The 20,896-nt window shown below is 54.7% G+C and carries 22 protein-coding genes and 17 tRNA genes; 5 read left to right on the top strand and 34 right to left on the bottom strand.

Annotated features, from left to right (window positions below; genetic code table 11):
* Positions 1-90: 90 nt before the first annotated feature.
* The gene (locus tag ET33_RS26985; protein ID WP_036689665.1) at positions 91-537 is read right to left on the bottom strand and encodes a GNAT family N-acetyltransferase; all 447 of its coding nucleotides are present in this window, start codon (positions 535-537) and stop codon (positions 91-93) included.
* A gap of 352 nt (positions 538-889) precedes the next feature.
* Between ET33_RS26985 and ET33_RS26990 the strand changes: the two genes are divergently transcribed.
* Complete coding sequence (locus tag ET33_RS26990; protein ID WP_036689668.1) at positions 890-1,585, top strand: hypothetical protein; 696 nt, start codon at positions 890-892, stop codon at positions 1,583-1,585.
* Positions 1,586-1,602: 17 nt separating this feature from the next.
* Here ET33_RS26990 and ET33_RS26995 read toward each other — a convergent pair whose 3' ends face one another.
* From ET33_RS26995 to ET33_RS27035, 9 genes are all read right to left on the bottom strand, one after another.
* The gene (locus tag ET33_RS26995) at positions 1,603-1,884 is read right to left on the bottom strand and encodes a hypothetical protein (RefSeq protein WP_036689672.1); all 282 of its coding nucleotides are present in this window, start codon (positions 1,882-1,884) and stop codon (positions 1,603-1,605) included.
* A gap of 265 nt (positions 1,885-2,149) precedes the next feature.
* Positions 2,150-2,797, bottom strand: coding sequence for a response regulator (locus tag ET33_RS27000; RefSeq protein WP_036689674.1), 648 nt, complete (start codon positions 2,795-2,797; stop codon positions 2,150-2,152).
* Complete coding sequence (locus ET33_RS27005; RefSeq protein WP_036689677.1) at positions 2,778-3,854, bottom strand: sensor histidine kinase; 1,077 nt, start codon at positions 3,852-3,854, stop codon at positions 2,778-2,780. Before ET33_RS27005 ends, ET33_RS27000 begins: the two co-directional genes overlap by 20 nt.
* A gap of 19 nt (positions 3,855-3,873) precedes the next feature.
* On the bottom strand, positions 3,874-4,524 hold the full coding sequence (liaF, locus tag ET33_RS27010) for a cell wall-active antibiotics response protein LiaF (RefSeq protein WP_036689680.1): 651 nt from the start codon (positions 4,522-4,524) through the stop codon (positions 3,874-3,876).
* A gap of 137 nt (positions 4,525-4,661) precedes the next feature.
* Complete coding sequence (locus tag ET33_RS27015; RefSeq protein ID WP_036689683.1) at positions 4,662-5,360, bottom strand: PspA/IM30 family protein; 699 nt, start codon at positions 5,358-5,360, stop codon at positions 4,662-4,664.
* 2 nt (positions 5,361-5,362) lie between these two features.
* Positions 5,363-5,881, bottom strand: coding sequence for a PspC domain-containing protein (locus tag ET33_RS27020; RefSeq protein WP_036689686.1), 519 nt, complete (start codon positions 5,879-5,881; stop codon positions 5,363-5,365).
* Entirely contained in the window at positions 5,878-6,558 is a 681-nt protein-coding gene (locus tag ET33_RS27025; protein ID WP_036689689.1) for a PspA/IM30 family protein, read from the bottom strand. The genes ET33_RS27020 and ET33_RS27025 overlap by 4 nt, the downstream gene beginning before the upstream one ends.
* A gap of 50 nt (positions 6,559-6,608) precedes the next feature.
* Entirely contained in the window at positions 6,609-6,908 is a 300-nt protein-coding gene (locus tag ET33_RS27030; RefSeq protein ID WP_036689692.1) for a LiaF transmembrane domain-containing protein, read from the bottom strand.
* Between the two features lie 375 nt (positions 6,909-7,283).
* The gene (locus ET33_RS27035) at positions 7,284-8,474 is read right to left on the bottom strand and encodes a GNAT family N-acetyltransferase (RefSeq protein ID WP_036689709.1); all 1,191 of its coding nucleotides are present in this window, start codon (positions 8,472-8,474) and stop codon (positions 7,284-7,286) included.
* Positions 8,475-8,776: 302 nt separating this feature from the next.
* Here ET33_RS27035 and ET33_RS39530 point away from each other — a divergent pair, with 302 nt between their 5' ends.
* Positions 8,777-8,872 carry a sporulation protein YjcZ gene (locus ET33_RS39530; protein WP_200879241.1) on the top strand — a complete coding sequence of 32 codons (96 nt, stop codon included), beginning with the start codon at positions 8,777-8,779 and terminating at the stop codon, positions 8,870-8,872.
* Between the two features lie 54 nt (positions 8,873-8,926).
* Here the strand turns inward: ET33_RS39530 and ET33_RS27040 are convergent, their stop codons facing one another.
* From ET33_RS27040 to ET33_RS27065, 6 genes are all read right to left on the bottom strand, one after another.
* The gene (locus ET33_RS27040; RefSeq protein ID WP_036689694.1) at positions 8,927-10,183 is read right to left on the bottom strand and encodes a molybdopterin molybdotransferase MoeA; all 1,257 of its coding nucleotides are present in this window, start codon (positions 10,181-10,183) and stop codon (positions 8,927-8,929) included.
* Between the two features lie 3 nt (positions 10,184-10,186).
* A complete protein-coding gene (gene moaA / locus ET33_RS27045; protein WP_036689697.1) occupies positions 10,187-11,194 on the bottom strand; it encodes a GTP 3',8-cyclase MoaA in 1,008 nt (335 codons plus the stop codon).
* Between the two features lie 113 nt (positions 11,195-11,307).
* Positions 11,308-11,943 (bottom strand): molybdenum cofactor guanylyltransferase, encoded by a 636-nt coding sequence (mobA, locus tag ET33_RS27050; protein WP_036689700.1) that lies wholly within the window; start codon positions 11,941-11,943, stop codon positions 11,308-11,310.
* Positions 11,944-12,063: 120 nt separating this feature from the next.
* On the bottom strand, positions 12,064-13,359 hold the full coding sequence (locus ET33_RS27055) for a molybdopterin-dependent oxidoreductase (RefSeq protein WP_036689702.1): 1,296 nt from the start codon (positions 13,357-13,359) through the stop codon (positions 12,064-12,066).
* A gap of 132 nt (positions 13,360-13,491) precedes the next feature.
* The gene (locus ET33_RS27060; RefSeq protein ID WP_010500068.1) at positions 13,492-14,298 is read right to left on the bottom strand and encodes a pyruvate, water dikinase regulatory protein; all 807 of its coding nucleotides are present in this window, start codon (positions 14,296-14,298) and stop codon (positions 13,492-13,494) included.
* 30 nt (positions 14,299-14,328) lie between these two features.
* Entirely contained in the window at positions 14,329-14,997 is a 669-nt protein-coding gene (locus tag ET33_RS27065; protein WP_235206829.1) for a helix-turn-helix transcriptional regulator, read from the bottom strand.
* A 211-nt stretch (positions 14,998-15,208) separates the two neighbouring features.
* Between ET33_RS27065 and glpX the strand changes: the two genes are divergently transcribed.
* From glpX to ET33_RS27080, 3 genes are all read left to right on the top strand, one after another.
* On the top strand, positions 15,209-16,180 hold the full coding sequence (gene glpX / locus ET33_RS27070; protein WP_036689704.1) for a class II fructose-bisphosphatase: 972 nt from the start codon (positions 15,209-15,211) through the stop codon (positions 16,178-16,180).
* Positions 16,181-16,255: 75 nt separating this feature from the next.
* Entirely contained in the window at positions 16,256-17,074 is an 819-nt protein-coding gene (locus ET33_RS27075; RefSeq protein ID WP_036689705.1) for a sulfite exporter TauE/SafE family protein, read from the top strand.
* A 122-nt stretch (positions 17,075-17,196) separates the two neighbouring features.
* Positions 17,197-18,282, top strand: coding sequence for a polysaccharide deacetylase family protein (locus ET33_RS27080; protein ID WP_051775672.1), 1,086 nt, complete (start codon positions 17,197-17,199; stop codon positions 18,280-18,282).
* A gap of 100 nt (positions 18,283-18,382) precedes the next feature.
* Here the strand turns inward: ET33_RS27080 and ET33_RS27085 are convergent, their stop codons facing one another.
* The 18 genes from ET33_RS27085 to ET33_RS27170 all read right to left on the bottom strand — a co-directional run bounded on the left by ET33_RS27085 (position 18,383) and on the right by ET33_RS27170 (position 20,854).
* Entirely contained in the window at positions 18,383-19,009 is a 627-nt protein-coding gene (locus tag ET33_RS27085; RefSeq protein ID WP_036689706.1) for an SGNH/GDSL hydrolase family protein, read from the bottom strand.
* 197 nt (positions 19,010-19,206) lie between these two features.
* Positions 19,207-19,285, bottom strand: a tRNA-Leu gene (locus ET33_RS27090).
* A gap of 3 nt (positions 19,286-19,288) precedes the next feature.
* Positions 19,289-19,365: transfer RNA gene (locus tag ET33_RS27095), tRNA-Arg, on the bottom strand.
* A 19-nt stretch (positions 19,366-19,384) separates the two neighbouring features.
* Positions 19,385-19,473, bottom strand: a tRNA-Leu gene (locus tag ET33_RS27100).
* 13 nt (positions 19,474-19,486) lie between these two features.
* Positions 19,487-19,560, bottom strand: a tRNA-Cys gene (locus tag ET33_RS27105).
* A 3-nt stretch (positions 19,561-19,563) separates the two neighbouring features.
* Positions 19,564-19,638, bottom strand: a tRNA-Gly gene (locus ET33_RS27110).
* Between the two features lie 7 nt (positions 19,639-19,645).
* Positions 19,646-19,717, bottom strand: a tRNA-Gln gene (locus tag ET33_RS27115).
* Between the two features lie 13 nt (positions 19,718-19,730).
* Positions 19,731-19,806: transfer RNA gene (locus tag ET33_RS27120), tRNA-His, on the bottom strand.
* A 19-nt stretch (positions 19,807-19,825) separates the two neighbouring features.
* Positions 19,826-19,899, bottom strand: a tRNA-Trp gene (locus ET33_RS27125).
* Between the two features lie 6 nt (positions 19,900-19,905).
* Positions 19,906-19,991 (bottom strand) — tRNA-Tyr (locus tag ET33_RS27130).
* A gap of 14 nt (positions 19,992-20,005) precedes the next feature.
* Positions 20,006-20,081: transfer RNA gene (locus tag ET33_RS27135), tRNA-Thr, on the bottom strand.
* 3 nt (positions 20,082-20,084) lie between these two features.
* Positions 20,085-20,160, bottom strand: a tRNA-Phe gene (locus ET33_RS27140).
* A 156-nt stretch (positions 20,161-20,316) separates the two neighbouring features.
* Positions 20,317-20,393: transfer RNA gene (locus ET33_RS27145), tRNA-Asp, on the bottom strand.
* 13 nt (positions 20,394-20,406) lie between these two features.
* Positions 20,407-20,483, bottom strand: a tRNA-Met gene (locus tag ET33_RS27150).
* A 16-nt stretch (positions 20,484-20,499) separates the two neighbouring features.
* Positions 20,500-20,575 (bottom strand) — tRNA-Val (locus ET33_RS27155).
* Between the two features lie 12 nt (positions 20,576-20,587).
* Positions 20,588-20,659: transfer RNA gene (locus ET33_RS27160), tRNA-Glu, on the bottom strand.
* Positions 20,660-20,685: 26 nt separating this feature from the next.
* A tRNA-Ser gene (locus ET33_RS27165) sits at positions 20,686-20,774 on the bottom strand.
* A 4-nt stretch (positions 20,775-20,778) separates the two neighbouring features.
* Positions 20,779-20,854, bottom strand: a tRNA-Asn gene (locus ET33_RS27170).
* Positions 20,855-20,896: the final 42 nt, after the last annotated feature.

Here is a 20,896-nt window from a genome sequence, read left to right on the forward strand (position 1 = left end):
GTCCGGCGACGGCCCGCCTGCACATTGCAACAACACCAAGGCTTTCGCCGCCATCGCGCGGGAGAGCCTTGGTGCTGGCAGCATCTGCGGCTAGCCCAGCCGTTTCATCATCATATAGCAGCGAAGCCTGGCGTCGTAGTGAACCGTATCGTAGCCTTTCCGTACATAGAAAGTCTGAGCTTGCGTATTCGCATCGTCCACCCATAGAACCACTTCGCGGCATCCCCGTTCCCCCGCCGTACGCTCCGCCTGACGCATCAAGTGCGTGCCGATGCCGCGGCCCTGAAACTTCGGATTCACCGCCAGCATATCGACAGACAGGCGCTTATCCCGATCCACACGCAGCGCAATAAATCCGACCGGCAAGCGTCCGGCCGCGGTATCGACATAAGTGTCACAGGATTTGAGCCGTTTGATAATATCCGTACGGCCTATTCGAAGATCGGGTACCGTTTGCCGCGCAAAGGGAAGGAGCAGCTTTTCCACCAATCCGTATATAATGCCGTCGTCCTGCCTGGGAATGCGTTTTCGGAGCATGGCTAAGACCGCCTTTCTGCGCATAAAGTTTAAGTACTTTATCGTATGACAGGCGGTGGCGGAACGTTAAGAAGAAATGAGTGCGAGGCGAAAAAAAATCATGCCGGTTACTTTTTATATTTTTTCCCGACAAACATCATAAACAGCACGCTGACAAGCAAAACGGCGGCGATGACAATCCATTGAACCCAATTCATGTGCTGACGCGAGCTCCTTTGACAGACAGGTTTTGGTTGATAAATCATCATACTGCATCCTTTTGCAGCCTGTCAAGCATGTATCCGTTTACGGACGGAGTGTCTTCCGCTATAATGTAAAGAAAAATGTTCCATTGACAGTGAGGTGATCGGGCATGATCGCTCCGATTCAGAGCGTGATTCGTTCGTATCAAATTCATAAGCAGTGGTTTGCCTTGGAAGACCGGCACAAGAGACAGGAAGATTTAGCAGGCAAACGCTACCGCGGACGACCGCAGAAGGGAACGAGACAACCCTCCTATGCGTTCGACCGCTTTGCTGAACGGGCGGCAGGGGATGCCAGAACCATCGTCACGGCGGCAGGTGCCTTGAAAGAAACGGCGGATAACGCCAAGGCCGTCCTGCAAAGCAACGGCGCATCGCTCCGGCTGGTGGAAGGGCTTGTTGGAGGCTACAACGAGCTAGCGAGCGCATTGTCCGAAGCCGGCGTCCTTCTGCGGCCCGCATGGAGAAAGCAGGGGATCGGCGCCCCTGCCGAAGAAGAGCTTGACCGCCTTGGCGTAGTCCCGCAGGCCGACGGCACCTTAAGCTTGGACAAGCATAAGCTGCAGACGCAGCTCGACGGCGGGGACAAGCATGCGAATGCCGTGCTTCAAGGCATCGACGGTTGGATATTGCGCCTGACGCAGGCGACTTCCGCCCTGCATGCCATCCCTCCGGCCGATCTGCTGGAGCGACACGATTCGGAAGCCCGCGCGTTCGGCCACTATACCGCACTGCCGGGCAAAAGGCCGCACAGCCATTGGCCTGTTCCGCCGCTCACGGGCATTCTTATGAATGTTCGCTATTAAGAAGCTTCGTTCGTGCATCAAGAAGGCTGGCGCCCGCTTCGCACCGCCAATGCGTGCCGGACGGCGGCAGCCTTCACTTTTTCCTTGCGCTCGTGCTCCGGCAGAGCAAAGAAACCGTCCAGCTTGTATAAGGCGAGCAGCGCTTCCTCGGCCGCGAGGCGCGCTCCCGCCTCCTGCTGCAATAAATAAAAAGCGACCTGGTAGCAATACACTTCGTACCGCTTTAACAGCTCCGTTTTTTCCCCGAACGTTAATGGAATGCTAGTTTCATTCCGGTTTTTCACGGCTAATCCGTTCATCCGGCTCTCATCTCCTCTCCTTGATGTCCACGATCCGTTGTATATATTTTACTATTCCTATGATCCGACAAACGGAATGGATTTCTCGACCTGGAACATCTACATCTATATAGACGAAGGAAACGTGTCAAAACTCACATTTATTAAGAAAACTTTAATATTGAATATCGCAAGAGCCTCCAAAATACGACATGCAAGCAAAAAAAGCTCCCAAGAAGGAGATCCCGACAGCTTCGGGTCCTCTTGAGAGCTTATTACCCTGATATTACTCGACCAAACCGTGCTTGTACGCATAAATGGCGGCCTGCGTGCGGTCCTCCACCCCAAGCTTGGCCAAAATGTTGGTGACGTGAAACTTGACCGTTTTGACCCCGATGAACAGCTCGTCGGCTACGTCCTGATTGGATTTGCCCGCGGCAATGAGCCGGAGCACCTCCATCTCGCGTTCGGTCAACTCTTCATGCGGCTGCGCAGCCTGCTTCGGTCCGCGGAAGCGATTCATCAGCTTGGAAGCGACTTGGGATTCCAGTACCGACTGGCCTTTAACGGCCGAGCGGATCGCTTGGGCGATTTCGGCGGCGCGCGACGTTTTAAGCAAGTAGCTGAACGCTCCCGCTTCGATCACCGGATAAATTTTTTCATCGTCGATAAAGCTGGTCAGCACGATCACCTTGCATTCCGGATGCTGCTGCAGCAGACGACGTGTCGTCTCGATGCCGTCCATCCCCTCCATGACCAAATCCATCAGCACGACGTCCGGCTTGTATTCCAATGCCAGCCGGATGCCTTCCTGTCCTCCGCTCGCTTCGCCGACCACCTCGATATCGTCCTCCGTGCTCAACACGGCGGCAAGACCGATGCGAACCATTTCATGATCGTCGACCAGCAGTACTTTAATCGTCGTCTCTTCCAATCTCAAGTCCTCCTTCCGCCATAATCGGAATGCGAATCTCAATGCGTGTTCCTTTGCCCGGCGCCGTGATTAAGTTAAGTGAGCCTCCGATTTCGTTCACCCGCTCCCGCATCGTCACCAGCCCGTATGAAGCCTGTTTTCTCATATCCAACTCGAAGCCGACGCCGTTATCCCGAATGAGCAGCCGCACCGCATCGCTTGAAGGCTGGGTCAGCCTCACCTCCAGCTTTGTCGCTTTGGAGTGGCGGAGCGCATTGGACAACGCCTCCTGCACGATGCGGAACAGGTGATCCTCAATCCCGCTCGGCAGCTTGATGTCTTCGGTCAGCTCGCAGTCGATCTGCATCGGCACCTTTGAAGACAGCTCCTGCACCAGCTCGATCAAGCCTTCGGCCAGACGCTTCCCTTCCAGATGCACCGGACGCAGGTGAAGCAGCAAAGCGCGCATCTCCGACTGCGCTACCGAGGCCATTTCCTCAATGAGGAAAATTTGCCGCTGCGCTTTCTCGAAATCTTTGTCCAACGTCCGGCCGACGGCCGTCGCCGTCATTGAGATTGCGAAGAGCTGCTGGCTCACGGCGTCGTGCAGCTCCCTTGCCAGCCGCTGGCGCTCTTCCACGATAGCCGAATATTTCGCTTTTTGCGCCAGTTGGGCATTATTGCTGGACAGGCGCTGCAACGAAGAAACTTGCTCTTCCCATTTTTTGGTGATCGCATTCAATTGATCGCCGAGCCGGCCGATCTCATCCTCGCCGAGCGGCGGCACCGAACGGCTCAGGTTGCCCTTCTCCAGCGAGAGCATCACCTCGCGCAGCGTCTCCAGCCTGTGCTTCATCCGGCTGCTGTACCACAGGCCGTACGAGCCTCCGACCGCTGCAACGATCGCAATCAGCGTCAGGCTCATGCGCACGCCTTCCTGCCACGTTTCGAAAGCGTTCAAGTAGCCGTTCGACTGCAGGAAATAGACGATCACGGCAAACAAAACAAGGCTGAGCCCGATTGACTCCGCCATGCTTCGCCATATCATGTTGGTTAACCGCTTGTCATGTCCGTCCATTCCTGCCGTCCTCCGTGCATCAAACGATTTTAATATCAATATCGGCAACGATATACGAAATTTCCAGCTTCACCTGACGGTCCGCCGTCCAGTAATTGGGCGACTGCCATACCATCTTGTTCAGCACGCCGGCCTCTTTATCATACCCGATGCTCGTTTGCCCGAACAAGACGGAAGCCGTAACGGTAAGGCCCACATCCTCCGGAACGATCAGATCGATATCGGCGATGACCCCCTGCAAAATAATCGTCGTCTCCTTCTGCTCGTGGATCGCGTAGGTCAAATCCATCTGCAGCTCCCCCAGCACGTTCCAGATCGACATGTTGCGCAGAACCCAGGGCTCCCGTCCCCACCGGATGCTGTCGATGACGCTTTGCTTGCGGTAATGATGCTCGCTGCGGTGAGCTTTACGCGATTTATTGTAAAAGAAGCCGAGCGAAATGAGGATAATGGCCAAGATTAGCGTAAAATTGCCTCCTGCGAGCAGCAGCAGGCCGATAACCATCATGATGTAGCCTTTGCGCTCGGCGCCCGAACGTACCTTATATACTCCCACCAAAAGCAAAAAGAGGGCAAGCACGGTGAAAAATCCGAGATGATTGTCCGCCAGAAGGAAAAGCCCTGCGCCGATCAAAACCAGCGCGATGTTGCGGTTTCGTTTGCGGTTCAACCGTGTCGCCCCCTTTCCCAGTAAATTCTGGTTGATCCAGCAAAAGCCATAGCGCCTTACAGAAGGACGTCCATGGCTTTTGCCTTACATAGCATATCACAAGTGCCGCTTTTGCTCCAACAGCTTTTTCGTGAAGATTATTTCCCTTGCTCGCTGGACATTTTTTCTTTCAGAAGCTGCAGTTGATCGTCGATTTTTTGCTGCTTCGCCGGGTCAACCGATACGGCGTTGCTGTATACCGAACCGGCATAGCCACCGCCGACATAAGGTTTGCGCGCGATTTCCGCTTCGACTTCCAGCGACATGATCTTCTCTTCCATGCGACGGAAGCCTTTTACGGCATTGCCGCCATCGATCACGTTGGTTGCCGTCACTTCGGCCATTTGCTTTTTGGCCTTCGCCAATTGAGCGCGGGAGATCAGCTCGCTGCGTTTGTTGCGCATTTGGTAGAACGCGTCTTTCATTTCATGCAGCTGCTGAACCAGCTCGGCCGCTTGCGCTTTGGCCTGCTCGTGCATTTCTGTGTACTCGGCGATTTTGCCTTCGTAGTACAGCTTTTGCTCCAAAGCTTGGCGCGCCGTCGCTTCCTGATCGTTCTTCAGCGCTTCCTTCGCTTGTCCTTCGTACTGCGCCGTCAGACGAACCGCTTCTTCCAGACGCTCTTTCAGCTTGCGCTCGCTGGCGATTTGACGGGCAACCGTCACTTCGGCTTGAGCGATTTCTTCTTCCATGTCGCGCAAATATTGATTCAGCATGATGATCGGATCTTCAACCTTATCAAGCAATTCATGCATCGAAGCCTTCGTCATGTCTTTAATTCTAGAAAATACTCCCATTGTTAAACATCTCCTTTAGATGGTTTCTGATTTTGGTTTTTTTCGTATTGTGCTACTTTGCCGCGCAGTTCTTCGATTTCTTTCCACATCGCTTTTTTCTCGATATCTTTCATCATATCGTCCAGATCGCTGCCCGCTGTACCGCTCGGATTCGAGGAGGCTGCATATTCGCCTTCATAGCGGTTGCCTTCTTGCGGCGGAACCCAGCCATGTCTTTGCGCTCTGCGGTAATGCTTCTCGGCGCGTCTCCACTCTTTCCAGTTCGGATAATGGCCGCCAGGTTGCCCGTAGCCCTCGCCGCCATAGGACGGTCCATAACCGTGAGGCCCGCCGGTCCAAGGCTCGCTTGGAATGACCAACGCTGCAAGGAAGTACAGCGGAATCACGACGCCTCCGGAAAAGAATGCCGTTACCACCACGATCAGACGGAGCAATGTGGCGTCAATGTTCATCGATTCCGCGAGACCGCCGCACAGGCCGGTTACTTTGCGATCGGAACGGGAACGGTATAGTTTGCTCATGATTTATCCCAGCCCTCCTGTTTCAGTTTCGTCCGCAGCTTGGCCAGCTCCTGTTCCAGCGCCTGAGATGCCGCGCTGCCTACGGCGGACCATGCTTCACGGACTTGGCCTCTCACTTCCCGCAGGGTACGCGCAGTCAGTTCCATATCGGAGACCCGCTCGTCCAGCCGGTCGAAGATCCGCGGATTCGGACCTGCGCCCATCGAGCGCAGCCTTTCGTTCATCCGCTGCTGCAGCCTTACGGACTCCAGCCGCGCGATATAGTAGCTGCGTTTCGAGGCGATTTCGTCGAAATCGGCCTTAAGCTGTTGAAGCTGCTCCTCCAGCTCGACGATCCCCAGCTTGCTTTGATCGTACAGCGCCCGGTACTGCGTCGCTTTTTCCTCCTGCTGCATTTTTTCTTGAAGCGCGATACGCGCCACTTCTTCCTCGCCGGCTCTCAGCGCCAGCATCGCTTGCTGCTCGCGGCGCTCCTTGAGCTGCTCCGCCGATACGTACTGCTGGCGAAGCGAAGCGGCGTGAGACAGACACTGCTGCAGCAGCCGTTCGGAATCGCGGATTTGTTCCGACTGGGACGCGAGATATTTATCGATCAGGCGAACCGGGTCTTCCGCGTTTTCCAGCATTTCGTTGAAGTGCGCAACCGTAATATCCCGGAATCTTTTTCCTAAACTCATGCTTTGTTCTACCACCTTTTCTCCGAATTTCAATCCGTCGTTTGTTTGATTTAATATACCGATTTGTTACGCAGCAGCGAGATGCCGTAGCAGATCAAGCCGATGGCGATCAGGATGGCGAACAAGCCGGACAATTTACCGAAGAGGAACAGGCCGCCAAGGATGATCAGCCCCCACCCGATGATCGTTTTCCCGTTTCTCAGTCCTACGAATCCGAGCCCTACCATAGCTGCCGGGAACAAGTAGCTCATGATATGGTGCCCGAGGTGAAAGCCGAGCTTGTTACTCAGGATCAACGCTCCGAAGAAGATCAGAAGGAACGCGAGTCCGGTATGCCGGTTCATTTTCATGGATTGACTCACCGCCTTTCGTTTTTATTGTCGTTTTGCTTATGTCTTTATTCTAGGTGAATCCGTCATTTCCCAAAACGGACCTGCGGCGGTTTTTGGAACTGGACCTAAGTCCAGTACGCTACCCGGCCTTGGACAAGAGGAGCCCCCGCCTTATGTACAAGGAATTGCTTGTGCCCGCACCCGAGGTCTCCTCTTCAAAACAAAATCCCCAGTTGCCGGCTTTCAGCGCTGAGGATCGATTGTACGTATTCGATTGTTCTTACCCGGCATTGCGGCCAAATGAAATCCTGCTTGATCACCCCCAATCGCAACAAAAAAGCCCGCTTCGAGCAATATCTCGAAGGGGCCTGAATTCAGTCAGCAGGAAAAAGTCTAGAAGAAGTCGGGTAAAGGTAAATACGTCTGACGTACGGGAATGAGCCGCTCCAGCGATTCGCATACCTCCGTCGTGCCGGTCAACCTGCCGATGTCCATCAAAAAGGAGGGGCGTTGATGCCCTGTCATCATAGCGGCAAGCGTCTGGATCGTGCAACTGGCGGCCGGCAGCTCGGGCGAAGCGCTTGCGATAGGAGCCACACGCGCTGTCCCGGACTCGTCCACCTGCAGCAGGAACCAGCCGTTATTCCATTCCGCATACTCGTCGTTTACCTCCAACTGCAGCGACCATTCCGCCCCCGAAGCGAACGGATACTTGGTCAAAAAGCTGGCCACATCCACAATCCGCGCCATGAAATAGGGCACGATCTCTTGTTTGATCCGGGGATTGTCGAGCAGAAACGGCAGCTTATCGTTTGCGGGCGCATTCATCACCAGCTTATCCAACATCGAGTCGTGATCGGCCAAGAAGCGCCATAAGGCCAGGCAAGCCCCATGATGCAGATAGACCAGTTCGTGAACCTTGAGGATATTATCCTTTACTTGATAATATACGTAACCCGCAGGCTGATTCTCCGCATCATAATATACGGCTACCGTTCCTTGCGTATTGCCGAAAATGCGGTTCTGCCACCAAGCTTCGTTTCGAATAAGCGTTCCGTTGTACCTGCTGGCGTAAGCCTCGTAGATCCCGTTCAGCAGCTTGATATCGTGGCCGCTCCGAACGATCCGCCCCGGCTGCGGTCCCAGTTTTGGAAGCTGCTTGACGGAGATCTCATACGATTTATACTCTGCATACGTCTCCCAGCCGTATTTACGGTAGAACGAGAATTGAAAAGGATGAAGGAATGACACCGTCTGACCTTTCTCCCGCATCACCCGCAGTCCGTGCGACAGCAGCTTGGCCACCAGCCCGCCGCGCCGGTATTCCGGCCATGTGACGACGCCTGCGATTCCGCCCATGTCGAACGCCTTGCCTTGAATCCAGGTCTGCAAATCGAGAATGGTCATTTTCGCCGCGAGCGTATCATCCACATAGGCTCCCCACATCTGATTTGAATCAAGAAGCGCCATCGACTTCTCCACTTTTTCGGGAGTAAGCTCATATTGAAAGGCGAATGCTGACATTTGCAAGCTGTCCATAAAATGCACATTTGGAATATTGCGAATTTCTAACCGCTGGTTCACCGTACCCACCCTCTCCGCTCTTGCATCCGCTTATCGGCGCTTCTCATGCCTTCGCACCTTGTCTTGGCCATTGTAGCCTAATTTTCTAACAAGTTCTACCTAAACCTTTTTTCACCGGTTGTTGGGGTGACCTAACGAAAATCACGGCGGGTAGCCGCCCTTGATTCATATTCCGGTACAGTCAGGGTACTGTCTCCTGCCCGCAGACAGTTGTATTTTCGTCGAATAATCGGGCATACGTCCAATCAGTATCCGGCACTCGTTCATATCATTTAACATGCCTTCTGAAAGGGGGATGTCACATGAGCCACATTGGCGGATTCGGCTTTACTTCCACTGCTGTTATCCTGGTGCTGTTTATTCTGCTCGTCATCGTTTCCCGTTCATTGTTCATCTAATGCACCATGCACCGCCCCCCTGTCAGGGACTTTACTCAGGCAGGGGGTTTTATTTCAGTTTCCGATCTTCAAAACCCGCACCGACTCGCCCCGCTGGGCTCCTCGCCCGCCCGCCGGAAGACAGATTAAGCAGTTGGTCTCTTTGATGGAAACCATGATGCTGGATTTGTCGCGACCGGAGGGCCTCACACGGACCGTCCCATGTTCCACGCGCGAAGCCCCGCGGATATACCGGGGATACGCCGATCCTTTGCCGTAATCGGCATCCAGTACCGCCGTCACTGCGGGAGGCAGCGGGTCGGGCGCCCCTTGCGAGGCACGCAGATAGGGGCGTACCAGCAGCTCGAATCCTACATAGCAAGCTCCAGGATTGCCGGACAAAGCGAACAACAGCTTGTCCCGCCACAGACCGACTGATGTCGGACTGCCCGGACGCATCGCGATCTTGTTAAAAAGCAGCTCGCCGTCCCATCGCCCGAACAGCTCCGCCAGCACATCCTTATCCCCTACCGACACGCCTCCGGTCGTTATCCACAGATCCGCCTGCTCCGCAGCAGCCAGCAGTTCCCGTTCCACTCGGTCCGCTTCGTCGGGAAGAAAAGGCATCAGGAGCGGCACTCCGCCCGCCTGCTGTACCTGACAGGCCAGCATATAGCCGTTGCTGCCCCGGATTTTACCCGGCGCGAGCGGCGCGTCCACAGGAAGCAGCTCGGAGCCGGTCGAGAAGATCGCTACTCTCGGCCGTTTGTACACCTTTACGAGGCTATGACCGAAGGCGGCCAGCACCGCCGCTTCCCCCGGTCCGATGATGCAGCCCTTCTGCAGAAGCTGCTCCCCGGCAGCAGCCTCTTCTCCAACCGGGGTCACATTGTCGCCGGGATTCATCGCCTTGTGAACTGCTACTGTGCCTCCAAGGCCGATCTCCTGATGCACTGCATCGGTCATCTCCAGCATTACAACCGTATCCGCCCCTTCGGGAACGGCAGCGCCAGTCATAATTCTGGCCGCTTGGCCCGGGCCGATCGTCTTCGCCGGAATCAAGCCGCACGGAACCGTCTCCACCACCTCTAAGCAGACCGCCGCCGCAAGGGAAGCTCCAGCCGTATCCGATGCGCGCAAAGCATAGCCGTCGACACCCGATCGCCGAAAATGCGGCAGCGGGCTGCCAGCGCAAACATTTTCCGCCAGCCGCCTGCCGTAAGCCTCGAATAGCGGCACCTCTTCCGTCTCCTGTAGAAGGACATGCCGGAGCACACGCCGCTGCGCCTCTTCAAGGCTGATGGTCTGCCGCCCGAATTTCAAGTCGTTCACACTTCAACCCCCGATCTGCGACATGCGCCGGGAGGTAGGCGTATGACTCTGCTGCTCGCTCAGCAGCGCTTTAGCCATCTCGTGGCTTTCCGGCTTCACGTCCAGCGCCCGGAAGAACAGTTCGGCCAGCGCCTGATCATTGCCGATATAACGGCGCACGTTGAACTCGTCGGACCAATACAGGCAAGGCTTGATGTTGCCGTCCGCCGTGAGACGCAGCCGGTTGCACGTCTCGCAGAAATGGTCGCTGACCGGATGAATCAGCCCGAACGTGCCGGCTGCCCCGGCGATCCGGAAATTTTGCGAAGGCCCGTTTCCCCGGACCGACTGCTCCACCGTCTCCACCTGCCACCCAATGCTTTCGCAGCGTTCCAATACCGTGTTGAGCGAAATATATTTCGTTTTCCAGCCGTCGTCGTCGTGTCCGATCGGCATATATTCAATAAAGCGCACGTGCAAACTGCGCTCCAGCGTCAGCTTCAAAAAATCTTCGATCTCATCGTCATTCATGCCTTTCATGAGCACGACGTTCAGCTTGATCGGGTCGAGTCCGACCCGGGATGCCGCTTCCAGACTCGCCAGCACGCGCGACAAATCGCCTCCGCGCGTAATGAGAGAAAACCGGTCTGCCCGCAAGGAATCGAGGCTGACGTTAATTCTTGTGAGCCCGGCTTCGCGCAGCTTTTCCGCCCGCGAAGCGAAATGGATCGCATTCGTCGTCAAAGCGATATCTTCAATGCCGTCAATCGCGCTCAACATCCGCACGAGCTGCTCCAAATTTTTGCGTACGAGCGGTTCGCCTCCGGTCAGCCGCAGCTTGCGTACTCCGTATCCGGCCAGCACCCGCACCACTTCGGCGATCTCCTCGAACGTCAAGAGCTTTTCCTCCGGCTCAAATTCCATGCCTTCTTCCGGCATACAGTATACACAGCGCAAATTGCACCGGTCCGTCACGGAAATTCGAAGATAGTCATGAATGCGGCCAAACCGATCCTTCAATAGCTGTGACATCCTGCATGCCTCCCCGTTCTAGTTATACCCATCATTATGTCACAAATCAGGCGCGTCTTCCATAAACAAAAGGCATACGATAGAAAGCGTCACAAAAAGGGCTAAAACCGAAGTCATTTGCTGGTAAGCCTCTCATATTCGTCCGGATCGTTAACATTCCGAATAAATCCCTTAGAAATCCCCTTCCGCTCCAGAAACGATTCGTCCGCCACCTGCAGAGTAACCGAATCCAACAGCCTCATCAACCGCAGATCGTCCGCAGCCAACAATCGCTCCACCTCGGGAAGACAGCTCTTGAGGTATACGCCGTGAAGCGGATGGAGCCTTCCGTCGATCTTCGCAACCGCAGCATCTACATCAACGCTGCTCCGCAGCTCTGAGAGGGCTTTCGCCGCTTTGGCGTCGACCCACGGCATATCGCAGCCGACGATCCACAGCTCCTCGTACGACGCCGCTCTCATGGCCGCCTGAAAACCGGCCAGCGGCCCCCGGCCCGGCTGTAGGTCGGGAATGATCCGCACCGTAGCCCCTCCGGAGAACGCGTGAACGACGGCTTCATACCGTTCTGGCTCCTGAGTCACGACAAGCAGGTCCGCGCACAAGCTTCCAAGCTCGGCCAACTGCCTGGCCAAAAACGTATCGCCTTCGTACATAAGCAGCGCTTTGCTTTGCCCGCCCATCCGCCGATTTTGCCCACCTGCCAAGATTACGCCTGTCATGGCATGCCTTTGCCCGCCGTACCGTTCCATCGCTTTCAATCCTTTCTTACGTCTATCCTATCTTATTTTTGCGGCCTCGTAGCGTTCTTCGTTTCCATCCTTTATTTATTTTTTACAGTTGACCCCCGCCATGCGCCCCATCCTCCAGCGCTACGCCTGCTCTCTTCCCTTCGGCACCCAAGCGTCGTTATCGTAGCCCCGCAGCTCCCAGTACCCGATATGCTCTTTATCGATGAGCTCGATGCCCTGGAGCCACTTTACCGATTTATACGCATACATTTGAGGAACGATCAGCCTTACCGGGCCGCCGAGCTGCTGAGGAATCGGTTTTCCGTCCATCAGGACCGCCACCATGACGTCATCCATCCGTGCCTGCTCCAGCGACAAGCAATCCGTATAGACGCGGTCCCCGGAATACAATTTGACGAACTTCGCCTCGTTTCTTACCTTGGCCAGCTCCAGCAGCTCCTTAAGCGGAATTCCCTCCCAAGTGACCTGGTACACCGACCAGCCCGTCACACAGTGAAAATCGCTAACCTGAACCGTTCGTTTGAGCTTCAGAAACTGTTCCCAGCTCCACGCATATTCCCGGTCGACAAGTCCGGTAAGGGCGAACTTCCAATCTTCGCTCGAAAATGCCGGGATCGGCGTCACCGTATATACCCGAAATTGCCCTTGTCCGCCTCCGCCGAGCGGAGGATTGGATTCCGCAGACGGAACCGGCGGCGGCAGCATCCGGTTCGCATCCTCCCGGACCAACCGCTCAAGCTCCGCGCCTCCCGTATCGGAAGCGGTTATCAGCCACCGGTAAAACGACGGTCCCAGGCCGAACGCCAAAAGTAAACCTGCTGCCGTACGAAGGAACGTTGCCCTGGAGATCGGAGCGTTCCTGAGCAGCTGTACGATTCGTCCAGGCTCGGACGGCGATACGTCGTCGGCTTCCCTCGCCTCTTCTTCCACGCGGTTTTCGGGCCGGCTTTGGGCCGTTTTGACCCATCGGCTGCGGGAGATCGAATGGTAGATGGCATAAGGAACCCCGACCCAGGTGAACAGATCGTGGAGCAGCAATGCGGCGTTGCCCCAACCGGAAGGCAAGCTTCGTACCAGCCAGAGCAGCACGCCGGTGACATTCCAACCTGCGAGCAGGAACAGAACAAGTCCCAAATTCCAACGCTGCGCCGATTTCGTCCGCAGCTGCTTCCAATGCCGGGGGAGCAGCGGCAAATAGAGAGCTGCTACTACAATGGAAGCCGCGCCGATCCATAGGTGCCCTTCCTTCAGCCACACTCGGCCTGCTCCCCATGCCCGTATCGGCTCCACAAACAGCAATAGCCCGGTAACCGCAAGCAGCACCAGCAGCCATGCGTTCCAGCGGTGGAGCTTGACCAGTCTTTTTCCGTACGGCACGCCGGAAAGCCAATCCGTCCATACCCGTTTCGGTTTCATTACCCAGCCACCTTTCGCTTACGTCTACTTGAGATTACGCATGCTGCGGGCTTTCCGGTTTGCCGGGAAGGCTTTTTTATTCGCAAAGGCAAAAAGGGCCCGAACCCGTCGGTTCAAGCCTCTCGTCTTCTATCAATTCAAATACCCCATAATAATGCCGGCTGTTTCTTCAATCGCTTTATCCGTTACGTTGATCACCAAGCATCCGACTTGTTTCATCAATGCTTGCGCATAGCGGAGCTCTTCGTCGATTCGCTCCATCGCGGCATATTTTGCCCCGAACGGCAAACCGACCGCTTTCAGCCGCTCCGTCCGAATCTTGTACAGCTTATCTGCATCCATCGTCAAGCCGACAATCCGGTTGCCCGGCACCAGAAACAGCTCCTTGGGCGGTTTGACCTCCGGCACGAGCGGCAGATTGGATACTTTTATCCCTTTATGCGCCAAAAAAATACTGAGCGGCGTCTTCGACGTCCGCGAGACTCCGATCAGGACGAGATTCGCCTTCAGCAGGGCGCTCGTATCGCGTCCGTCGTCGCATTTGACGGCGAACTCGATCGCCTCTACGCGGCGGAAATAATCCTCGTCCAGCTGATGAAGCAAGCCCGGTTTCCGCTTCGGCGCATCGCCCCACGTATCGATGAACGCCTGCATCATCGGCCCCATGATATCGACCGCCCGGACACCGAGGCGGACCGCCTCTTCCTTCATCATCTCCCGAAGCTCCGGCTGTACCAGCGTATACGCCACAAAACCGCCGCGTTTGGCCGCCTCTTCCATAATGGTACGTATTTCATCCTCGGTTTTTATATGGCCGATCCGCTTCGTTCTCACCTGGTGGGCGTCAAACTGGCGGATAGTCGCTCGAACGACCGCCTCCGCCGTTTCCCCGACGGAATCCGAGCATATGGTGATCTCGTACTGTTGCTCTTCCTTCATCCGGTTTCTTCTCCTTTGTTCATGAATGCCCTAACGGTCCATCGCCAGATCGACCAGAATATTCGTCATAATCGTTTTTGTCACCCGTCCGACAACGTCCCACCGGGATCTTCCACCCACTTGGGCAGCTTTGGATTCCACGACGACAGGCAGGCTGTCGACCTGATGATGAATCATCTTCCGCGCGGCGTCGATCACCGACTCGTCGGGAGAGACATGGATGACGTTCGGCTCGCGGGTCATGACCATGCTGACCGGCATGGAAGCCGCATTCGTATTGCCGAGCGTGAATTTAAGCAAATCTTTGCGGGAAATGACGCCGGACAGGCAAGCCTCGTCATCCACGACGATCAGGCTGCCGACGTTCTCCATAAACAGCATCACGACCGCGTCGTTCACGGAAGCATTTTCCCGGACGACGACAGGGATCGATTGGACATCTTTTACCTTCATGCCCAGCAGCTTACGGGATACCTGGGAGCCCGGCGTCATGGCCGAGCCCGGCGTATAGCCCACCTTCGGCTTGGCATCCACAAGCCCGAGCATGACAAGCAGGGCCAGATCCGACCGGAGGGTCGGGCGGCTTAGACCTAACATCTCCGCTATTTGTTCGCCCGTAATGGGCGCGTGTGCCTTTACCAATTCTACGATCTGCAGTTGGCGCGCAGTCAGTTCGATGACCGGTCCCTCCTCACTCAAAGCAGCCTTTGCGGTTTATCGCTGTGCCGCATTCCAATCCAATTGTACCAAAAATAGTCCGAAACTCATAGAACCGTTTTTCATTCGACGATTTTATTTTCAATCTAACGCACTACTCGATTCATATCAAGTATTTATTGCGCATTATTTATTTATTAATTATACTATATATATTGAAACGTGACCATTTATTTTATAGGGGGCTGAGCTGGTGGAAAGGGAATTGGCACTTGAGATCGTCCGGGTAACGGAGCTGGCGGCGCTGTCCGCGGCAAGATGGATGGGCCGGGGAGATAAGATTCAAGCCGACGGTGCGGCGACGACCGCCATGCGCGCCATGTTCGATTCCGTTTCCGTCCGCGGGACCGTCGTCATCGGAGAAGGAGAAATGGACGAAGCGCCGATGCTGTATATCGGCGAACAAGTAGGCAATGGACAAGGTCCTGAGGTGGACGTGGCCGTCGATCCGCTCGAAGGAACGGAGCTGGTTGCCAAAGGATTGAACAACGCGCTGGCCGTCATTGCCATTGGCAACAAAGGCAATCTGCTGCATGCGCCGGATATGTATATGGAAAAACTGGCTGTCGGCCCGGCTCTTGCCGGCAAGCTCAGCTTGACGGACCCGCTCGAAACGACCCTTCAACGGGCCGCAGACATTTTGGATAAGCCGCTGAGCAATCTTACGATCATGATTCTTGACCGCGACAGGCACCGTAAGCAGATCGATACCCTCCGCCAGGTCGGCGTACGGATCAAGTTCCTTAGCGACGGCGATGTCGCCGGGGCCATGGCTCCTGCTTTATCCGAATCCGGCATTGACATGTATGTAGGCTCTGGCGGCGCACCCGAGGGCGTGCTGGCGGCCGCGGCGCTGCAATGTCTGGGCGGGGAGCTGCAAGGAAAGCTGCTGCCTTCCAATCAGGAAGAATACGACCGCTGCATCGCCATGGGACTTACCGACCCGCACAAAATTTTAACGATGGAAGATATGGTCGGCCGGGACGACGTTATTTTTGCCGCAACGGGCATTACCCCCGGTGAATTTTTAAACGGCGTCCGCTATTTGCCCGACTCCCGGGCAGAGACGCATTCGATTGTCATGCGGGCAAAAACAAAAACGATCCGCTTCATTCAATCGATCCATTACTTGCCTAATAAAAACATTCTTAACGATATCGGATAACTCGGTATTGAACTATTTTCTTCCTGTGTTAATATTACCATAAAGTAACTATTCGACACGGAAGAAGGTTTGCGCATGAGTATATTGTTTTATACCGCTGTCGGGCTGATCGCTGCCACCTTCGGGAGCCTCGTCGGTCTCGGCGGCGGTATTATTATTGTGCCCGCTCTGGTTTATTTAGGCCCCGTGTTCGTCGGACAGACGACTTCGGTATCCACCGCGGTAGGTACTTCGCTGGCCGTCCTGATCTTCACGGCATTGTCTTCGACCCTGACTTTCGTCAAGCAGAAAAGAGTCGATTTCAAAAGCGGCTGGCTCTTGTTCATCACATGCGGTCCGGGAGCCATGCTCGGCTCGTATACCACGCAATTTGTCAACGCCAAATCGTTTCAGCTCAGCTTCGGCCTCTTCATGCTGCTGATGGCCATACTGCTCGTGCTGCGCGACTACTTGAAACCGTTGAACGTGAAGTGGCACATTCAACGCACGTATACGGACAGCAGCGGGAATACATATCATTACGGCTACAGCATACTGCCCGCCTTGATCATCGGACTCTTGGTCGGATTCATTTCGGGCCTGTTCGGGATCGGCGGCGGTTCTCTGTTCGTTCCGGCCATGGTGCTGCTTTTTCGGTATCCTCCTCATGTAGCGACAGCGACCTCCATGTTCGTTATCCTGCTGTCATCTCTTATGGGCAGCTTCACGCATTTTAGCTTAGGAGAAGTGAACCTGTGGATGGTGCTGGGCTTGGCGCCTAGCGCCATTGTCGGAGGCTGGCTCGGCGCGAAAATCGCCAGTCGGCTGAGCAGCAAAAAGCTGCTTTGGGTACTGCGTATTACCTTCGTTATCGTATCCTTCAAAATGATCTGGGAAGGCTTGGTCCTTACCTGATTGCGTTAGCTCCATACTATTTGCCGCGGCGTTCGTGGCATCATTTTCATGAGTGGATAATTCGTCTCTCCTTATCCCAAACTAAGGGAACGTAATCTGTTGCCCAAAGGAGACCAAGCCCCATGAAAAAGCGAACGCCTGCGGCTTTTTTGCTATTATACGCCCATCGGTTCATCTCGCTGCGAATCAGAACAAGCTTATCTTTGTCCATTTTAACCTTATGCTTGGCTTTAACGGCATGTACGCCTGCCGCAAATTCACCGCAAGCGATGCCTCCGGGGATCGGGCCTGCCGAAGCTGCACCTCGGAACGCGGCTAAAACAACGGAAACGGGCACCGGCAGCCCGCTGTCTCTGGCCGGGCCTCCGGCCCCTTCAACGGTGCAGCAGGGCACGCCTCCCTCGGCACCGCCTGCCCCTGCACCGGCACCTGCTCCCACACCAGTGGTCGTTCCGCCGGCGGAGCCCAAGACACAGAAGAAGCCCAAATCCAAATCTAAGCAGCCTGTCGCCAAACCGTCCAAAGAAACATCCGGTCAAAGCCAACGTCTCACTTTATCACAGCTTGTGCGCAAATATCCGGAGCTGCTGCTGCTGCGGGGATCAGCTGCCTCCGGGCAGGTCGCCTTAACGTTTGACGACGCCCCCGACACGACATTTACGCCGCAGGTGTTGGATGTATTGAAAAAATATCAGGTTCGCGCCACGTTCTTCTTAGTCGGCGCCCAAGCCGAGAAGCATCCGGAAATGGTTAAGCGAATCGTTCGAGAAGGCCATGTGATCGGCAATCATTCGTACAGTCACAAGCTGTTTACTAAGCTGTCCGACGATTTGTTCCAGTCACAAGTGCTTCAAACTCAGCAAACCTTAAAGCGGCTGATCGGATATTCCCCCCGCTTGCTGCGGCCGCCCTATGGCGAGATCAGCGAAAGCCAACTGCTGTGGGCATCGGAACACGGTTACCGCATTGTGAACTGGAATGTCGATTCGCTTGATTGGAAGCAGCTTGGGCAAGAGAAAGTCATTTCGAACATTCTCACGAACGTTAAACCGGGTTCCATCATTTTACAGCATTCCGGCGGCGGGCCCGGGCAAGATTTGAACGGTACCGTCCAAGCGCTACCAACCGTGATCCAGACTTTAAAATCCCGCAACCTGAAGATGGTTACCTTGCCTGAGCTTTTACAGGTATCCAAGCAATTGGATTGAGTTATCGCCTTCAACAATCAGAACGATTCAACCTAAAAAGGGACGCCCTTCGTACCTGCAGAAGGGCATCCCTTGAATTGTTTGTATCAGCAGCGTGACTTTATGCCTGCGCAGCTTCTAGCCAAGCATTGGCAATAAGCGCGTGACCTGCCGGTGACGGGTGAACGCCATCAGGCGCCCAATAGGCCGACGGTGCTTTGGTACTTGCCGCCGCGAACATCCCGTCTAACGGCACGTACAGCGTTTCAAATTCCCGAGCAAGCTCGCGAACGGCGTTAATTTTCGGGTCCAAATCCTCTCTCCATCGTTTCCGGTCCTCCGGCACCGGCAGCACAAACGGTTCGACTAAAATGAGTTTCGCATCAAGCGTCTCCTTGGTACGAACAATCAGATCACGGTACCCTTCCGCAAACGCTTCCACCGAAGTCGGGTCGTTACGATCATAACGCCGCCATGTATCGTTAATACCGATATAGATCGAAACCCATGTCGGGTTCAAATCGAGGCAATCTTCCTGCCAGCGCTGCTGCAAGTCCTTTACTCGATTGCCGCTGATTCCGCGGTTGATGAATTGGACTTGTTTCTCAGGATATTTGCTGGCGAATAACGCAGAAGCGATGAGCGCGTAGCCCCGGCCTAAATCCGTCCCGATCTCCCTGTTTCTTCCGCAATCCGTAATGCTGTCTCCTTGAAACAAGACAACCGCCCCATCTTCGATTTTTGTCATGACCCTATTCCTCCAATATTTAGGATGTAGTTCTTCTTTTTAGTACCATACTAAAAGTTATCGGATTTGTATATCGCAATGTGAAGAATCGACAAAAGAAGTTGAGGATACAATAAATCATTCCCAAGAGCATAAACAAGTTTACTAAATAAAAAAACAAGCCTTAAAGATCAAGAAAGATCTTTAAGGCTTGTTTATACCGATGAGAGGACTCGAACCTCCACCCTTTCGGACTCGATTTTGAGTCGAGCGCGTCTGCCATTCCGCCACATCGGCAAGTGGCGTGCCCTAAGAGATTCGAACTCCTGACCTTTTGATTCGTAGTCAAACGCTCTATCCGGCTGAGCTAAGGGCACACATTTTAAATTGTTGGAGTGGTGCCGAAGACCAGACTTGAACTGGTACGGTAGTCACCTACCGCAGGATTTTAAGTCCTGTGCGTCTGCCGATTCCGCCACTCCGGCGAAGAAAGAAAATTGGAGGCGCCACCCAGATTCGAACTGGGGGTAAAGCTTTTGCAGAGCTCTGCCTTACCACTTGGCTATGGCGCCATATGGAGCGGAAGACGGGATTCGAACCCGCGACCCTCGCCTTGGCAAGGCGATGCTCTACCCCTGAGCCACTTCCGCATATAAACTGGGGATCTAGGATTCGAACCTAGGCATGACGGAGTCAAAGTCCGTTGCCTTACCGCTTGGCTAATCCCCAATGAATGTGTAAATGGGGCGATCGAAGGGAATTGAACCCTCGAATGTCGGAGCCACAATCCGATGCGTTAGCCACTTCGCCACGACCGCCACGATATGAAAATATTTTTGGCAGGGGCAGCAGGAATTGAACCCACACTAACGGTTTTGGAGACCGCTGTTCTACCTTTAAACTATGCCCCTATAAACTGGTGGAGGCTGATGGATTCGAACCACCGAACTCGTCAGAGAACAGATTTACAGTCTGCTGCGTTTGGCCACTTCGCTAAGCCTCCATATGAAATTGCAGTGGTGCCGCCGAGAGGACTTGAACCCCCAACCTACTGATTACAAGTCAGTTGCTCTACCAATTGAGCTACAGCGGCAAGTGGTGGCTCGGGACGGAATCGAACCGCCGACACGAGGATTTTCAGTCCTCTGCTCTACCGACTGAGCTACCGAGCCATATTCCTTTATTGTATCTCATTTCTTACAAATTGTAAATCATGGCGGAGCCGACGGGATACTCTCCGTTTCACTCCGAGACTGCGTAGTAACGCTATCGAAGTATCACTCCGACGAACCCAATGGGTTCTCATCCCTTACAGGGAAGATAATACATGGCGGAGCCGACGGGATTCGAACCCGCGGTCTCCTGCGTGACAGGCAGGCATGTTAGGCCTCTACACCACGGCTCCACACAAATGAAATTGGTTGCGGGGGCAGGATTTGAACCTGCGGCCTTCGGGTTATGAGCCCGACGAGCTACCGGGCTGCTCCACCCCGCGTCAGTAAGTAATTCTATGGTGGAGGCTGACGGGATCGAACCGCCGACCCTCTGCTTGTAAGGCAGATGCTCTCCCAGCTGAGCTAAGCCTCCATGGGATAATGATGACCCGTAGGGGATTCGAACCCCTGTTACCTCCGTGAAAGGGAGGTGTCTTAACCCCTTGACCAACGGGCCATGCTTAATTCCTTGATGAAACTCTACGGAGAGAGAGGGATTCGAACCCTCGAGACGCTTGTGACGCCTACACGATTTCCAATCGTGCTCCTTCGGCCAACTCGGACACCTCTCCATAATGGCTCCCCGAACAGGACTCGAACCTGTGACAACTCGATTAACAGTCGAGTGCTCTACCAACTGAGCTATCAGGGAATATTTTCAAGGCTTGCACCTTGAAAACTGGATCGAAACAAA

It is taken from the genome of Paenibacillus tyrphae (genome assembly GCF_000722545.1).
Taxonomy (GTDB): Bacteria; Bacillota; Bacilli; order Paenibacillales; family NBRC-103111; genus Paenibacillus_G; species Paenibacillus_G tyrfis.

Excerpts from the sequence above, each read along its gene's own strand:
- ET33_RS39530 (WP_200879241.1), top strand. The coding sequence starts at position 8,777 with ATGAGCCACATTGGCGGATTCGGCTTTACTTCCACTGCTGTTATCCTG.
- mobA (WP_036689700.1), bottom strand. The coding sequence starts at position 11,943 with ATGGAACGGTACGGCGGGCAAAGGCATGCCATGACAGGCGTAATCTTG.
- ET33_RS26990 (WP_036689668.1), top strand. The coding sequence starts at position 890 with ATGATCGCTCCGATTCAGAGCGTGATTCGTTCGTATCAAATTCATAAG.
- moaA (WP_036689697.1), bottom strand. The coding sequence starts at position 11,194 with ATGTCACAGCTATTGAAGGATCGGTTTGGCCGCATTCATGACTATCTT.
- ET33_RS27080 (WP_051775672.1), top strand. The coding sequence starts at position 17,197 with ATGAAAAAGCGAACGCCTGCGGCTTTTTTGCTATTATACGCCCATCGG.
- ET33_RS27030 (WP_036689692.1), bottom strand. The coding sequence starts at position 6,908 with ATGAAAATGAACCGGCATACCGGACTCGCGTTCCTTCTGATCTTCTTC.
- ET33_RS27020 (WP_036689686.1), bottom strand. The coding sequence starts at position 5,881 with ATGAGCAAACTATACCGTTCCCGTTCCGATCGCAAAGTAACCGGCCTG.
- ET33_RS27075 (WP_036689705.1), top strand. The coding sequence starts at position 16,256 with ATGAGTATATTGTTTTATACCGCTGTCGGGCTGATCGCTGCCACCTTC.
- ET33_RS27015 (WP_036689683.1), bottom strand. The coding sequence starts at position 5,360 with ATGGGAGTATTTTCTAGAATTAAAGACATGACGAAGGCTTCGATGCAT.
- ET33_RS27055 (WP_036689702.1), bottom strand. The coding sequence starts at position 13,359 with ATGAAACCGAAACGGGTATGGACGGATTGGCTTTCCGGCGTGCCGTAC.
- ET33_RS27085 (WP_036689706.1), bottom strand. The coding sequence starts at position 19,009 with ATGACAAAAATCGAAGATGGGGCGGTTGTCTTGTTTCAAGGAGACAGC.
- ET33_RS26995 (WP_036689672.1), bottom strand. The coding sequence starts at position 1,884 with ATGAACGGATTAGCCGTGAAAAACCGGAATGAAACTAGCATTCCATTA.
- ET33_RS27025 (WP_036689689.1), bottom strand. The coding sequence starts at position 6,558 with ATGAGTTTAGGAAAAAGATTCCGGGATATTACGGTTGCGCACTTCAAC.
- ET33_RS26985 (WP_036689665.1), bottom strand. The coding sequence starts at position 537 with ATGCTCCGAAAACGCATTCCCAGGCAGGACGACGGCATTATATACGGA.
- ET33_RS27060 (WP_010500068.1), bottom strand. The coding sequence starts at position 14,298 with ATGAAGGAAGAGCAACAGTACGAGATCACCATATGCTCGGATTCCGTC.
- ET33_RS27005 (WP_036689677.1), bottom strand. The coding sequence starts at position 3,854 with ATGGACGGACATGACAAGCGGTTAACCAACATGATATGGCGAAGCATG.